Source organism: Aeromonas sp. S16(2024) (assembly GCF_041403065.1).
In the GTDB taxonomy this organism is placed as follows: Bacteria; Pseudomonadota; Gammaproteobacteria; order Enterobacterales; family Aeromonadaceae; genus Aeromonas.
Window position 1 is genome coordinate 71,946 of the sequence record NZ_JBGLQX010000008.1, and the last position, 14,469, is coordinate 86,414.

16 protein-coding genes are annotated in these 14,469 nt (G+C 63.1%); 2 read left to right on the top strand and 14 right to left on the bottom strand.

Annotated elements, in window-relative coordinates; genetic code table 11:
• Positions 1-262 precede the first annotated feature (262 nt).
• Positions 263-688: a hypothetical protein gene (locus ACB030_RS08025; protein ID WP_371158907.1), complete on the top strand. Its 426-nt coding sequence runs from the start codon at positions 263-265 to the stop codon at positions 686-688.
• 172 nt (positions 689-860) lie between these two features.
• Positions 861-1,460 carry an NADH:ubiquinone reductase (Na(+)-transporting) subunit E gene (gene nqrE, locus ACB030_RS08030; protein ID WP_371158908.1) on the top strand — a complete coding sequence of 200 codons (600 nt, stop codon included), beginning with the start codon at positions 861-863 and terminating at the stop codon, positions 1,458-1,460.
• A gap of 47 nt (positions 1,461-1,507) precedes the next feature.
• Here nqrE and ACB030_RS08035 read toward each other — a convergent pair whose 3' ends face one another.
• From ACB030_RS08035 to lptE, 14 genes are all read right to left on the bottom strand, one after another.
• Positions 1,508-2,014, bottom strand: a complete 507-nt coding sequence (locus ACB030_RS08035) for a GNAT family N-acetyltransferase (protein WP_371158909.1) — start codon at positions 2,012-2,014, stop codon at positions 1,508-1,510.
• 191 nt (positions 2,015-2,205) lie between these two features.
• A complete protein-coding gene (gene lipA / locus ACB030_RS08040) occupies positions 2,206-3,171 on the bottom strand; it encodes a lipoyl synthase (protein WP_025326085.1) in 966 nt (321 codons plus the stop codon).
• Between the two features lie 85 nt (positions 3,172-3,256).
• Complete coding sequence (gene lipB / locus ACB030_RS08045) at positions 3,257-3,934, bottom strand: lipoyl(octanoyl) transferase LipB (RefSeq protein ID WP_371158910.1); 678 nt, start codon at positions 3,932-3,934, stop codon at positions 3,257-3,259.
• 81 nt (positions 3,935-4,015) lie between these two features.
• Positions 4,016-4,279: a DUF493 family protein YbeD gene (gene ybeD, locus ACB030_RS08050; protein WP_025326087.1), complete on the bottom strand. Its 264-nt coding sequence runs from the start codon at positions 4,277-4,279 to the stop codon at positions 4,016-4,018.
• A 287-nt stretch (positions 4,280-4,566) separates the two neighbouring features.
• Entirely contained in the window at positions 4,567-5,796 is a 1,230-nt protein-coding gene (locus tag ACB030_RS08055) for a D-alanyl-D-alanine carboxypeptidase family protein (RefSeq protein WP_205642279.1), read from the bottom strand.
• 181 nt (positions 5,797-5,977) lie between these two features.
• Positions 5,978-6,910: a septal ring lytic transglycosylase RlpA family protein gene (locus tag ACB030_RS08060; RefSeq protein ID WP_371158911.1), complete on the bottom strand. Its 933-nt coding sequence runs from the start codon at positions 6,908-6,910 to the stop codon at positions 5,978-5,980.
• The gene (mltB, locus tag ACB030_RS08065) at positions 6,852-7,850 is read right to left on the bottom strand and encodes a lytic murein transglycosylase B (protein ID WP_371158912.1); all 999 of its coding nucleotides are present in this window, start codon (positions 7,848-7,850) and stop codon (positions 6,852-6,854) included. The genes ACB030_RS08060 and mltB overlap by 59 nt, the downstream gene beginning before the upstream one ends.
• Positions 7,850-8,953 (bottom strand): rod shape-determining protein RodA, encoded by a 1,104-nt coding sequence (gene rodA, locus ACB030_RS08070; protein WP_371158913.1) that lies wholly within the window; start codon positions 8,951-8,953, stop codon positions 7,850-7,852. The genes mltB and rodA overlap by 1 nt, the downstream gene beginning before the upstream one ends.
• Positions 8,954-9,021: 68 nt before the next feature.
• Positions 9,022-10,950 carry a penicillin-binding protein 2 gene (mrdA, locus tag ACB030_RS08075; RefSeq protein WP_205642275.1) on the bottom strand — a complete coding sequence of 643 codons (1,929 nt, stop codon included), beginning with the start codon at positions 10,948-10,950 and terminating at the stop codon, positions 9,022-9,024.
• A 99-nt stretch (positions 10,951-11,049) separates the two neighbouring features.
• On the bottom strand, positions 11,050-11,517 hold the full coding sequence (gene rlmH / locus ACB030_RS08080; RefSeq protein ID WP_025326093.1) for a 23S rRNA (pseudouridine(1915)-N(3))-methyltransferase RlmH: 468 nt from the start codon (positions 11,515-11,517) through the stop codon (positions 11,050-11,052).
• A 20-nt stretch (positions 11,518-11,537) separates the two neighbouring features.
• Positions 11,538-11,876, bottom strand: a complete 339-nt coding sequence (gene rsfS, locus ACB030_RS08085) for a ribosome silencing factor (RefSeq protein ID WP_205642274.1) — start codon at positions 11,874-11,876, stop codon at positions 11,538-11,540.
• Positions 11,877-12,101: 225 nt separating this feature from the next.
• A complete protein-coding gene (gene nadD, locus ACB030_RS08090) occupies positions 12,102-12,755 on the bottom strand; it encodes a nicotinate-nucleotide adenylyltransferase (protein WP_371158914.1) in 654 nt (217 codons plus the stop codon).
• Positions 12,756-12,819: 64 nt separating this feature from the next.
• Positions 12,820-13,854 (bottom strand): DNA polymerase III subunit delta, encoded by a 1,035-nt coding sequence (gene holA, locus ACB030_RS08095; RefSeq protein ID WP_205642272.1) that lies wholly within the window; start codon positions 13,852-13,854, stop codon positions 12,820-12,822.
• 15 nt (positions 13,855-13,869) lie between these two features.
• On the bottom strand, positions 13,870-14,352 hold the full coding sequence (lptE, locus tag ACB030_RS08100) for an LPS assembly lipoprotein LptE (protein WP_106887591.1): 483 nt from the start codon (positions 14,350-14,352) through the stop codon (positions 13,870-13,872).
• Between the last annotated feature and the right edge of the window lie 117 nt (positions 14,353-14,469).

Below are 14,469 nucleotides of genomic sequence, written 5' to 3' on the forward strand. Positions count from 1 at the left end.
GCCCGGCAACAAAAACGGTCACCCTGGGGTGGCCGTTTTTGTTGCGAGAGCGGCTATGCCCTCACTGAATGGGGCTCAAGGGGTGGGGATGGGAGTCGTTCCCCGCTGTTTTCCTTGAGGGTGTTAAATGCCCGCTTTGTGGGAAAAACAGGTTGTTTGTATCGAATGTTGTCGGTTAGCTGAGGCCAAAATTCAATATAAGGAGGGATTGTGATATATTCGGCCCCGTTCAACCCCTTGCCTTTTCAAGGAGCCTGTCCCCTTGCTACCCCTTGGTCGACCATTGCGCTGGCCGATGGCGCTCGCCGTCGCCTGCCTGCTGTGGCTTGCCGCCTCTGCCGCGGCAGGGCTCAGTGCGCCCGCGCTGTCGGCCCAGGGGACATCGACATCCTCGATGCAGTTGCACGAGCCTCCTGCGTCGGGGTTGGCCGACAGCGTCAGCCTGCCTCCCGCCTCCCAGTGGCGGCTCAGCTTCGAGCAGGGGCGGCGGCTGGAAGGTGCTATCGACCCGGATCTCTACCAGATGCTGCTGGCCTGGTTCCAGCACGAGATCCTGGGTTGGCTCTGCGGCCTGCTGTTCTTCCAGCCCCTCATCTACCTCAGGCAATTACCGGGCTGCCTTGGTCATCTGCACCAGCGGCAACTGCTCTGCCATCACCTGCAATATCGCTTCTGCCACGGCGACTAGCGTCCCTCCCCTCGCCGGGCACACGCCGTCTCTGTCGCTGATCCCTGTCTGTTGATCCGCCGACCCCTGTCGTCTGCGTTCGCGCCCGTGCTGACTGTCATCCGGTTCCCGCCGCTGGCCCCTGGTCAGGGACGGATCCTCTCTTTGCACAATCAAGTGGTGAGCAGCCTTCATGGACTATTACGTCAATTTGTTTATTCAGTCGATCTTTGTGGAAAACCTGGCCCTGGCCTTCTTTCTCGGCATGTGTACCTTCCTAGCAGTGTCGAAGAACATCAACACCGCCTTCGGCCTTGGCATGACGGTGCTGGTGGTCATGGTGATCGCCATTCCCCTCAACAACCTGATCTACCGCCATATACTGCGTCCGGACAGCACCTTCCTCGGGGAATTTGATCTCGGCTTTCTCGATTTCATCATCTACATAGGGGTGCTGGCGGCCCTGGTGCAGGTGATGGAGATGGTGCTGGACAAGCATTTCCCGGCGCTCCATCAGGCCCTGGGGATCTACCTGCCGCTGTTGACGGTGCACTGCGCCATCTTCGGCGGCGTCATCTTCATGGCCCAGCGGGATTACGATTTTATCGAATCCGTGATCTACGGGGCGGGGTCGGGGCTAGGCTGGCTGCTGGCCATAGTCGCCATCGCGGGCCTGCGCCAGAAGATGAAGTACTCGGACGTGCCGGAAGGGCTGCGAGGCATCGGCATCACCTTCATAGTGGCGGGGCTGATGTCGCTCGGTTTCATGTCGTTTTCCGGGATCTCGCTCTGAGTGCCCGCGCGAACTGAAACCGGGAAGAGGGTCGATGGCGGGAGCCATCAACCCAGCGTCTTGGCCATGTTGTAGCCCGTGATGTGAAAGCCTATCTCTTCGTAGAGCGCCCTGGCCCTCGGATTGTCATAGGCGACTCTCAGCTTGATCTGGCCGACGCCAAGGCACTTCAACTCGCTCTCCAGCACCGCCATGGCGGCCTTGCCATATCCCAGTCCGCGATGGGTCGGGAGTGTGTAGAAGTCATAGACAAAGGTGGTGTGGGCGGCGCTGTCGATGCTGTGCCAGAGATAGCCGGCAATGCCCGCCATCGGTGCGACTGAACTCCCGACATTGTCACTCACAGGGATGATGCAGAGCAGGCTCTGGCCCGGCGTGGCGGCTCCTTGGGGCAGGTGTTGCAGCAAGGAAGCCTCGGCTTGTTGGCGGGCATCGGCCAGGGTCAGCCCGTGATTGCTGGCAAGATCCTGGGCGTAGTCGTCGATGAAGTAGTCGCGATAGGCGGGGAAAGCCGCCTCATCCATGGGGATCAGACGAACGATAGGGGTTGGCATCTGAGTGTCACTCAAGGAAAGGGAGTCGCCACCTTAACCCCGGAACCGGGAATTAGCCAAGGGGTTGGTCGGGCGTGTCGAGTCCGACATGTTCAACAAGAAGAGCGCCCTTGGGCGCTCTTCTTTTAGCTGGAGAGGTTATTCGACCCCTCTTTCGGGCGAGATCATTTGACCTCTCTTTCCGGGCGAGGTTATTTGACCTCTTCTCCCTTGGCCTGCAGATCCGCGTGGTAGGAGGAGCGCACGAAGGGGCCGCAGGCGGCGTGGGAGAAGCCCAGCCCCATGGCGACGTCTTTGAGCTCGTCGAACTCTGCGGGCGGCACGTAGCGCTTCACCGGCAGGTGGTGGCGGCTCGGCTGCAGGTACTGACCCAGGGTCAGCATGTTGACGCCGTGCTCGCGCAGATCCTTGAGTACCTGCACGATTTCTTCGTTGGTCTCGCCCAGACCCATCATGACGCCGGACTTGGTCGGCACATGGGGGTGCATCTCCTTGATGCGACGCAGCAGCTCCAAAGACCACTTGTAGTCGGCACCCGGGCGGGCGACCCGGTACATGCGCGGGGCGGTTTCCAGGTTGTGGTTGAACACGTCAGGGGGCGTCTCGCGGAACACCTCCAGCGCCTGCTCCATGCGGCCGCGGAAGTCCGGGGTCAGGATCTCGATGCGGGTCTGGGGGCTGTGCTCGCGGATCTGCTTGATGCAGTCGGCGAAGTGCTGGGCACCACCGTCGCGCAGATCGTCGCGGTCCACCGAGGTGATGACCACGTATTTCAGCCCCATCTCCTTGATGGTGAGCGCCAGCTTCTTCGGCTCTTCGGGATCCAGTGCCAGCGGGCGGCCGTGGGCCACGTCGCAGAAGGGGCAACGGCGGGTGCAGATGGCGCCCATGATCATGAAGGTGGCCGTGCCGTGGTTGAAGCACTCCGCCAGGTTGGGGCAGGAGGCCTCTTCACAGACCGAGTGCAGCTTGTTCTTGCGCAGGGTGCTCTTGATGTGCTCGATCTTCTGGCTCGACGGCGGCAGCTTGATCCGCATCCAGTCCGGCTTGCGCAGCACTTCCTCGTTGGGATCCGGCATGAATTTCACCGGGATCAGGGCCATCTTGTCGCCATCGCGCAGCTTGACGCCCGGCTCCATACGAACGGGTTTGCTCATGATTCACTCTCGGTGTTTGTTATTGTCTGATTGATAGCCATCAGGGTCCTCTCGGGGCCCTCATGGCCACGCGGCATGGGCTTGCTCATGCTGCCTCTTCGGTATTCGTGATCTTTTCATAGCCAATCAGGCTGGCCAGCTCCATCACCAGGATGGATTGCGCCTCGGCCACGCTCTGCGGGCCGCCCAGGGCGCTGGTCTGGGTCATGGCCATGCCCGCATAACCGCACGGATTGATGCGCAGGAAGGGGGTCATGTCCATGTTGATATTGAGGGCGAGTCCGTGGAAGGAGCAGCCCTTGCGGATCCGCAGGCCCAGGGAGGCGAGCTTGGCCTCGATGCCGAGATCGTTCTTCACGTAGACGCCGGGGGCATCGGCCTTGGCATAGGCCTGGATGTCGCTTCTGGCCAGGGTGTTGATGATGGCGGTTTCCAGGCAGGTCACCAGCTCGCGCACCGAGAGCTTGCTGCGGCGCACATCCACCAGCACATAGAGCACCAGCTGGCCGGGACCGTGATAGGTCACCTGGCCGCCGCGATCGCTCTGCACCACGGGGATGTCACCGGGGGCGAGCAGATGCTCGGCCTTGCCGGCCTGGCCTTGGGTGTAGACGGGATCGTGCTCAACCACCCAGAACTCGTCGGGGGTCTCGCTGGTGCGGTTGTCGGTGAAGGCCTTCATGGCGTCCCACACCGGCTGGTAGGGGCGACGGCCCAACTGTCTGACTAACAGCCGTGGCTGGGCGGGGATCTGTGATGACATCTTTCCTCACTGACGGGCGCTTGCGTCGGCAAAACAGAATGGCAAATAATCGCTCGCCCCGATGGCGGGGCGAGAGAGAAATTACAGTACGTATTTCACCAGCTCGATCTTGCCAAGGGCGTGATACATCGCTTCGATGTGCTCCTTGCTCTGGGCCGTCACGGTTACGCGGACAGAGTGGTAGTTGCCCTTGGAGCTGGGCTGAACGGTGGGGCTGTAAGTACCGGGGGCATGTTGCTGCAGCACTTCAACCACTTGATCCGGCAGGGCGGGATCGGCCACGCCAAGCACCTTGAACGGGAACTTGCAGGGGAACTCCAGCAGCTCATCAAACTTGGTATTCATCTCACTCACCTTTAGCGTCGTCACGAAACGACTTCATCTTGCATCTTGTCTGGCCGAAGGACTCGGGCCGCCAGTCGCGTCAACCATGGGCACGGCTCCATCTTATATGGGCACTGCCCGGCGCGGGATCAAGCCCGCCAGGTCGACAGGACGTGGGAATGCTGCTTTTTACCACAAATGGCGCGTCGGCGGAACCTGCAGATTGCAGGGTTATTCACTGCCATGATGCGGTAAAGACAGCAGCGGCGCCTGTTGGCGCCGCTGCTTGGTCGGGATTGTGCGGTAGATTACTTGAACCAGCTGGCGACCAGCATCACCAGGTAATCCCACAGACGGCTCATCAGGCCACCTTCCTGCACCTCTTCCAGGGCGACCAGCGGAACCTGCTTGATCTCCTTGTCACCCTGCTTGAGGAACACGGTACCGACGCGCTGACCCTTGGCCAGCGGGGCCTTCAGCTCGCTCTCAAGCTGGAAGTCCGCCTTCAGGTTGTTGCCCTGGCCACGGGTGACCAGCACGGAGACATCCTGATCGACCCCGAGTTTCACTTCGGACTTGTCGCCCATCCAGATCTTCTGGGTCACCAGCTCGGTACCCGCCTTGTAGGGGGTCAGGCTCTGGAAGAAGCGGAAGCCGTAGGTGAGCAGCTTCTTGCTCTCGGCGGCGCGGGAGCCTTCACTGTTGGCGCCCAGCACCACGGCGATCAGGCGCATGCCCTCGTTGTTGGTGGCGGAGGAGACCAGGTTGTAGCCGACCTGGCTGACGTGACCTGTCTTGATGCCATCCACTTGCAGGGACTGATCCCACAGCAGGCGGTTGCGGTTGTGCTGGGTGATGCCGTTGAACACGAAGGATTTCTGGGAGTAGATCTTGTACTCCTCAGGTTGATCGTGGATCAGGGCCTGACCCAGGCGGGCCATGTCGCGAGCCGTACTGTAGTGACCCTCTTCATCCAGACCGTGAGGGTTCTTGAACTGGGAGTCTTTCATGCCGAGCTTGGCGGCCCAGGAGTTCATCAGGCTGGCGAAGGAGTCGGTGCTGCCCGCCAGGTGTTCGGCCATGGCGACGCAGGCGTCGTTGCCGGACTGGATGATGATGCCCTTGTTGAGATCATCGACGGAGACCTGCTTGCCTACCTCGATGAACATCTTGGAGGAGTCGGAGTAGTTCTTGGACCAGGCGTTCTGGCTGATGGTCACCATGTCGGTGCCCTTGATGTTCCCCTTCAGCAGCTCGTTGCCGACTATGTAGGAGGTCATCATCTTGGTCAGGCTGGCGGGGGGCAGACGCTCGTCGGCGTTCTGCTCGGCCAGCACCTGACCGGAGAAGTAGTCGATCAGAATATGGGCCTTGGCGGAGATCTCCGGCGCGGCAGGCACCACCATGGGGGCGCTGTTCAGGGTGGGGACCGGCTGGGCAGTCGGCAGAGCCGAATCCGGCGTCGGTACCGGCTGGTTGGCCTGGGCGGTCGCGCTTAGCAGGGAGGCCAGAATAACGGAACGGGCAAATTTGGACATCTTGAAATTCCTGGTGCCTGGATGGGGATTACCCAAGTTGAAAAAAAGCGGGCTCCACTATACCAGATGTGCCGGTCGGTCATAGTCCGGCGTGCCATCTGGTCTGGTTTTTTATCCATCGGTTGTCGGCGTCACGCCGGGAAACGACGTGACGCCTGTATGAGGTTGTGATCTGTTGCTATCAAGGAACGATAAAGGCCTGCTCCAGCCCCCCCTGCCGGATCTGTTCCAGCAGGCTTGCCTGCTGATCGGCGGCGACCGGTCCCAGCAGCACCCGGAAGATGGCGTCATGGGCCACCACCTGGTAGGGCACGCCGTAGCGCTGGGTCATCACCTTGCCCATGGCCTCGGCCCTGGGTTGGGAGCCGCTGGCCAGCACCTGGATCATCTTGCCCTGGCCGGTGGCGGCCTTGGGCGTGGAGAGGGTGCTGGTCGCCGTGGCGGCCGCCGCGGGAGCGGCCTTGGCCGGGGGGACTGTGGTTGCAGCCGCTGGCTGGGCCTCACCCAGGAAGGCGGCCTCCTGGGCGGCCGGCTGCATGGGTTGCATCGGCGTCATGGGCACCATCTCGACCATCTGATCCGGCTGATCGGTGATGAGCTCGAGACGTACCCTGGCCTCGCCCCCGTCGACCATCTCCAGTTGTTTGGCCGCGGCATGGGAGAGATCGATCAGGCGCTCGCTGCCGAAGGGGCCGCGATCGTTGACTCGCACTATGGTCTCCAGCCCGTTGTCCAGGTTGGTGACCCGCACATAGCTCGGCAGCGGCAGGTTGCGGTGGGCGGCGCTGAACAGGGTGCTGTCCTGCACGTCGCCGTTGGCGGTCTTGTTGCCATCGAGATCCCGGGACAGCCAGCTGGCGGTGCCCTCCTCGCTGTAGTGCTTGATGTCGCGCCACACCTCGTACTTCTGCTTGCCGATCCAGTAGTCCCGGTTGCCGCTCTCGCTCATGGGCTCGGGGCGCGGGATGGCACCGGTCGCCTGGGGGATTTCGATCACCTGGGGTTTTTCCGGCTGCACCTGGACCGGCGGCGGGGGAGCCTGCTCCGGTTGGCTGCTACAGGCGGCCAGCAACAAGGTCAGGCTGAGGGGGAGAAGTTTGTGGCTGTAATGCATAAGCGTCCTGGATGGCTTGACTGAGTTGATGCACCGCCATCGCATAGAGGGGGCTGCGGTTGTAGCGGGTGATCACATAAAAATTGTGGCGCGCGACCCAGTATTCGGGCCCGTCTGCCTGATCCAATGCCAGCAGTTTGACCGGCGTGTCCGGTGCCAGCGGGGTGGCGAGCTCGATCCCGGCGGCGGCCAGCTCGGCCCAGCGCTGCTTGAGCTCGGGCTCTGGCCTCAGCAGGGTACCCACAGGCGCCAATCCGATCAAGGCGGGTTCCACGACGGATTCCCCCCAGCGCCAGCGGTGCTCGGCGAAGTAGTTGGCCACGCTGCCGATGGCGTCCGCCGGGTTGGCAAACAGATCCCGCTTGCCATCCCCGTCAAAATCGACGGCGTAGTGGCGGTAACTGGAGGGCATGAACTGGCCCATGCCCATGGCGCCAGCATAGGAGCCCTTGAGAGCGGTGAGTGGCCACTGCTCTTCCCGGGCAAGCAGCACCAGCTGGGCGAACTCCTTGGCGAAGAACTCCTCACGGGCGGGGTAGTGGAACCCCAGGGTGTAGAGGCTGTCGAGCACCGGATGGCGGCCCATCTGGCGGCCATAGAAGGTCTCGATACCGATGATGGCGACGATGAGAGAGGCTGGCACCCGGTAGTGCTGCTCGGCCCTGGTCAGGGTGGCGGCGTGGCGTTGCCAGAAGCCGACCCCGTCCCGGATCCGCTCCGGGGTGACGAACAGCGGCCGGTAGCGATGCCAGGGCTTGGCCTCCCAGGGACGGCTGATGGTGTCGAGCACCTCCTGGCGCAGCCGCGCCTGGGCGGCGGCAGCTTGCAACTCGGCCAGCGGCACGGATTGCTGCTCGGCGAGCTGGACCAGCCGCTCGGGGGAGACGCTCGCCCCCGCCGTGAGCGAACAGGCCCAGAGCGCCAGCCAACCAGCTCTCATCAGGCCAGCAGTCGTCTGTGAGTCTGGATGGACATCAGGATGCCGAAGCCCGCCATCAGGGTCACCATGGAGGTGCCGCCATAGCTCACCAGGGGCAGGGGCACCCCCACCACAGGGAGTATGCCGCTCACCATGCCCATGTTGACGAACACATAGACGAAGAAGGTGAGGGTCAGGGCGCCGCCGAGCAGGCGCTCGAAGCTGTTCTGGGCCTGCATGGAGATAAAGAGGCAGCGGCTGATGATATAGAGGTAGATCACCAGCAAGAGGGCCACCCCCACCAAGCCGAACTCCTCGCTGAACACCGCAAAGATAAAGTCGGTATGCCGTTCTGGTAAAAATTCGAGTTGAGACTGGGTGCCTTGCAGCCAACCCTTGCCGAACACGCCGCCGGAGCCGATGGCTATCTTGGACTGGATGATGTGGTAGCCGCGCCCGAGGGGGTCCTTCTCCGGGTCCAGCAGCATCAGCACCCGTTGGCGCTGGTAGTCGTGCATCAGGAAGAACCAGAGCACCGGCATAAAGGCGGTGATGAGCAGCACAGCCAGCCCGATGAGCCACCAGCTGATCCCGGCCAGGAAGATGACGAAGAAGCCGGAGGCCGCCACCAGGATGGAGGTGCCGAGATCGGGCTGGGCGGCGATGAGTAGGGTGGGCAAGAGCACCATCACCAGGGCTATCATCACATGGCTGAACTTGGGGGGCAGCGAATGGCGGCTGAGCCAGGCGGCCACCATGATGGGCATGGAGAGCTTCATCACCTCGGAGGGCTGGAACTTCATGAAACCGAGATCCAGCCAGCGCTGGGCCCCCTTGCCGATATGGCCGAACACATCCACCGCGATGAGCAGCAGCACCACCAGGGTGAACAGGGGCACGGACCAGCGGGCATAGAGGGAGGGGGGCAGCTGGGCCAGGCCTATCATCAGGCCAAAGGCGAGGCCGCCACGCACCAGCTGGCGCACTATGGAGTCAAAGTCCTGGCCCGAGGCGGAGTAGAGCACCACCATGGAGAGGGTCATCAGCGCCAGCAGGCCGAGCAGCAGCGGCAGGTCGATGTGCAGTCGGTACCAGATACTCTGCTGGCGGGCGGAGTTACTCATGAGAGAAGACCTCGTTCTGCATGGATGGCCTCGGGAGGGGAGGCAAGGTGCGCAGCAGGCGTGCGGCGTTATTCATTGGGCACGACCTCGCTCTGATCCGGGCTTTGGGCGGACGGCTTGTCAGGCGCCGGCGGCAGCTGGGGTTCTGGCGGCAGCAGGTAGGCGTCCAGCATGTGGCGGGCGACCGGCGCCCCCATGGCACTGCCGCCACCGGCGTTTTCCAGCACCAGGGCCACCACGGCCTTGGGGGCCTCGAACGGCGCGAAGGCGACGAAGAGGGCGTTGTCGCGGTGCTCCACCTTGGTGGTGGCCGCGTTGTAGACCTGGTTCTCTTTGAGGCCCACCACCTGGGCGGTGCCTGACTTGCCCGCCGCTTTGTAGGGGGTGCCCGCAAAGGCGCGGCGCCCCGTCCCCTCATGGCCGTTGATGACGCGCCACATGCCGTCCTTGGCCACCTGCCAGTAGGTGTCGCTCTTGGCGGCGATGGCCACGTTCGGGTTGATGGGGGCGTTGACCACGCCATCCACCGAGGCGGTGCTCTTGAGCAGGTGCGGCGTCACGTCGTGACCGTTCTGGGTCAGTATGCTGATCGCCTTGGCGAGCTGGATGGGGGTGGAGCTCCAGTAGCCCTGACCGATGCCGATGGAGATGGTGTCCCCCTGATACCAGGGCTGACGCCAGCGCGCCATCTTCCAGTCGCGGGACGGCATGACCCCCTTGGTCTCTTCATAGAGGTCGACGCCACTGTACTGACCGAAGCCGAACTTGGTCATGTAGCTGTGGATCTTGTCGATGCCGACCCGGTAGGCGAGATCGTAGAAGTAGGTGTCCGCCGACACCTCGATGGCGCGATAGACGTCGAGCCAGCCATGGCCCCAGCGGCGCCAGTCGCGGAACTTCTTGGTGGTGCCCGGGATGGAGAAGCTGGGACCGCCGAAGTAGCGATAGTTGGGGGTGATGGCCCCCTCGTTGAGCCCCATCACCGCCATCATGGGCTTGACGGTGGAGGCGGGGGCATAGATGCCCTGGGTGGTGCGGTTCACCAGCGGGCGCGCCGGATCGTTGAGCAGCGCCGAGTAGTTGGTGTTGGAGATGCCGGTCACGAACAGGTTGGGGTCGTAGCTCGGGCTCGACTCCATGGCCAGGATGGCGCCGGTGTTGGGATCCATCATGACGATGGCGCCCCGGCGGCCAGCCAGCAGCTCCTGCGCCTTCAATTGCAGGCGGATGTCGATGTTGAGGTAGATGTCCTTGCCCGGCTCCGGTGGCTGGAACTTGAGGGTGCGCACCACCCGGCCGCGGTTGTTGACCTCGACCTCCTGGTAGCCCGCCACGCCGTGCAGCTGATCCTCGTAGAACTTCTCCACCCCCTGCTTGCCGATGTCCTTGGTGGCGGCATAGTTCGCGAGCTTGTCCTCCTTGTCGAGGCGCTCCACGTCACGGGTGTTGATCTTGGCCACATAGCCCAGCGCATGGGTCAGGGTATCGCCAAACGGGTAGTAGCGCTTGAGATAGGCCTCTATGCTGGCGCCCGGGTAGTTGTGCTGGTTGACCGAGAAGAGCGCGACCTGATACTCGGTCAGCTTCTCGAACAGGGGCACAGGCTTGAAGCGGCGCTGGCGCTTCACCTCGGCCAGGAACCGCTCCTTGGTCCCCTCCGGCAGGGCCAGCAGGGTGATCAGCTCGTCGGCTGTCTTCTCCAGATCCTCGGTCTCTTCCGGCACTATCTCCAGGCTGTAGACCGGGCGGTTTTCCGCCAGCAGCACGCCGTTGGCGTCATAGATGAGGCCCCGCGGCGGTGCCACCGGCACGACCCGGATCCGGTTGTCGTTGGAACGGGTCTGGTAGGTTTCGTAAGACTCTACCTGCAGGTAATAGAGATTACCCAGCAGCACCAGCATGAGGACGACCATGCCGATGTAGGCGACCAGGGTGCGCCGGAAGAACAGACGTCCCTCGGCACTGTGATCGCGCATTTCGATGCGATTCTTCAGCATGCCGTTACCTTATGGCTGACGTGCGGGTGAGAGAGGCGGTATGCATGCTCAGGCTCCGGGGGCCGGGCGGGTGAGCGGAATGCGTGGGCTCTGCATGGATCACTCTCTGTGATACGGATGATTGGTGGTAATGCTCCAGGCGCGGTAGAGGCTCTCGGCCACCAGTACCCGCACCAGCGGATGGGGCAGGGTCAGGGGGGAGAGCGACCAGCTCTGTTCGGCGGCGGCCTTGCACTCGGGTGAGAGGCCTTCAGGCCCGCCCACCAGCAGCGCCACATCCCGGCCATCGAGCTTCCAGGCCTCCAGCGACACGGCGAGTTGCTCCGTGGTCCAGGGCTTGCCGGGAATGTCCAGGGTGACGATGCGCGAGCGGCCGGCGGCGGCCAGCATGGCTTCCCCCTCCTTTTGCAGGATGCGGGGAATGTCAGCATTTTTACCGCGTTTGCCTGCGCCTATCTCGACCAGCTCGAACGGCATGTCTTTGGGGAATCGGCGACGGTACTCTTCGAAGCCACGCTCTACCCAGGCAGGCATCTTGGTGCCCACAGCAATCAACTGGATCTTCATCGTTCTTTACGCTTGCACCCTTATTGCACCTGTACTTGGGCGCCGCCCCAGAGCTTTTCCAGTTGGTAGAAATCGCGAAATTCATCCTGCATCACGTGGACGATGACGGAACCCATGTCCACCAGCACCCACTCACCGGTGACCTCACCTTCCACGCTGAGCAGGCTGAGCCCCGCATGGCGGGCCTCGCTGGCCAGGTTGTGGGCAATGGCGCTGACGTGGCGATTGGAGTTGCCGGAGCAGATGATCATGGTGTCCGTGATGCTGGATTTGCCGCGTACATCCAGGGTGATGATGTCGCGGCCTTTCATGTCATCGATCTTGTCGACGATAAAGGCGAGCAGTTCTTGGCCTTGCAATGATTCTCTCCTGTATTCCGGCGCCCTGCTACTTACGTCAGGGCGGCGGATTATATCATGGTCATTCCCGTTTCCCAGTCTGGCAAAGGGGAATGGATCCGGGGCCGCCGCCATGGGCAGGGCAGGCCCCTGTTGATCACTATAGTGCGCAACCAGGCGGCACAATAGTCAAGCCTGTGCCGGCTGCGCCTTCGGGTGTCGGCTGACAAGCCCGGGGGGCGCCGCTCACCGGCTTGGCGATGGCTGATAGAGCCGGTGCTGCCGGATGTAGTCGGCGACCGGGTCCGGCAGCAGGTACCTGGGGTCCTGCCCCGCCGCCAGCAGGGCCCGCAGCCGGGTGGCCGACAGCTCGATGGGCAGGTTGTCGGCGATCCAGACATGGCCCTGACGGTGTCGATGCAGATCCCGCACATCCCGGGTCTGGTGGCGGGCCAGCAGGTTGGCCACCTCACCCGGGTAATCCGGTTGCCAGCCCGGGCGCTTGCTTACCACCAGGTGGGCATGGTCGAGCAGCTCCTGCCAGCGATGCCAGCTCGGCAAGCCGAGCAGGGAGTCCATGCCCATCAGGAAACAGACGGGGGTATCCGGCAGCTCCTGCTTGAGCTCGATGAGGGTGTCTATGGTCCAGGACGGTTTATCCCGTTGCAGCTCCCGCTCATCCACCACGAAGCCCGGGTTCTCCGCCGCCGCCAGCGCGACCATGGCGAGCCGCTGCTCGCTGGAGCAGAAGGGATTGGCGCGATGGGGCGGGATATGGTTCGGGAGCAGGCGCACCTCGGCCAGGCCCAGAGCGTCGCGGGCCTCGATGGCGGGCCTCAGATGACCGATGTGGATGGGGTCGAAGGTGCCGCCCAGGATGCCGATGGGAGCCTTCAGCATGAGTCGGCTCCTGCCAGGTCATGGAGGGGAGCCAAGGGGTCGGCCAGGCGTGCGATGGGGGCGCTCAGCATGGTTCCACCTCCAGCAGGGGCAGCGGCGTGCCATCGCGAAAACCCAGGGCTATGGTCTGCAACATCAGCCAGGCCTGCTCGGTGTCGAAGCGGCGCTGGGCGTCATCGAGTCGGGCCATCAGTTGCCACAGCTGCTGTATCTTGCCAACGGGCAGCCGGGTCAGGGCCTGCTGAATGAGCTGCTGGCGGCTCTGCCAGATGCGCAACCGGCTGAAGTGTTCCACCAGCGGTTGACCGGCGCGGGCGGCCAGGGCCAGCTCGGTGAGCTGCTCCAGCTCCCGGCACAGGGTCCAGGCCAGCATGCCGGGCTCGGTGCCCTCGGCCCGCAGCGCCAGCAGGATGCGCTGGGCCCGGTTCACCTTGCCCTCCAGCAGGGTATCGACGAGCTGGAACGGCGTGAAGTGGGCGTGCCGTATGATGGTCTCTTGCAGATAGGCGACGCTGATGGGCTGGGGCGGGCCGAGCAGGGTCAGCTTCTCTATCTCCTGGCTCGCGGCCAGCAGGTTGCCCTCAAAGGCGTGACACATGAAGTTGACCGCATCCGGCAGCGCCTTGAGGCCGAAGCGTTGAAACCTCGCACTCATCCAGCGCGGGAAGAAACGGGGCTCGGGGTGATTGACCGGCACATAGGTGCCGCTCTGGCTCAGCTTGTCGAACCAGGCTGCCTTCATCTGGGTCTGGTTGAGACGTCCCCCCGAGAGCACCAGCAGCAGGTCAGGATGGAGCTGCTTGCCGATCTCTGTGATGCGGGCGGCGAGATCCTTGTCGACCTTGGCGGGCAGCTCCAGCTCGATGATCTGGCGGGCGGAGAAGAGGCTCATGGCCTGACAGGCGTCATAGACCTGATTCCAGTCCAGCCCGGCTTCCACGACGAAAGTGTGGCGTTCATCGAACCCCTGCTTGCGGGCCACCTGACGCACGGCGTCTATGGCCTCGAGCTTGAGCAGCGGCTCGTCACCAAAAACGAGATAGCAGGGCTTGAGCCCTGCCTTGAGATGGTCCGCAAACTGCTCGGGATAGACTCTCAATTTAAAACACTCGCATCAGAACTTGACCTGGCTCAGCTGGCGGATCACCAGATTGGCAGCCTGCTCCTGCATCTCCTTGCCGAGCTGCTCCTGCTCGCGGGAGGAGGCCAGCGCCGCATCCGGCTTGTTCAGGAAGCTGCGGTTGAAGGTGATGGGGAAGACCTGGGTCGGCTTGCCCGGCATGGAGACGGTGAACTGGGTGCTGTAACCCAGCAGGTACTCGCGGTCCTGGCCGATGGAGTCGACGGAGGCAACCTGGCTGCTGCTGCTCACCCCGGACAGGGTCAGCACCGGAATGCCCTCCTTGTCTGCCAGGGTCACCCCGGAGGCCTTGAGGCGGGTGGTCACCAGCCGATAGAAGTCGCTCTTGTTGTCACCGACCACCTTCATGGTCATCAGCTCGGGGGGGATCGCGGTTCCCCGCATCTGAAAACCGCAGGCCTGCAGCAGCAGGCCCGTCAGCATGATGGCAATCCAGCGAGTGAGGGACATGCCCATGTGAATTCCTCTTTGCATCAAGTGAAGAACGGCGGGCGCTTGCCCGCCGTCACATATGGATTCAGACTCCTGCAGCTCTCCTCCCCCGACAGGGGAGGAGGCAGGGAGTGCTGGTTA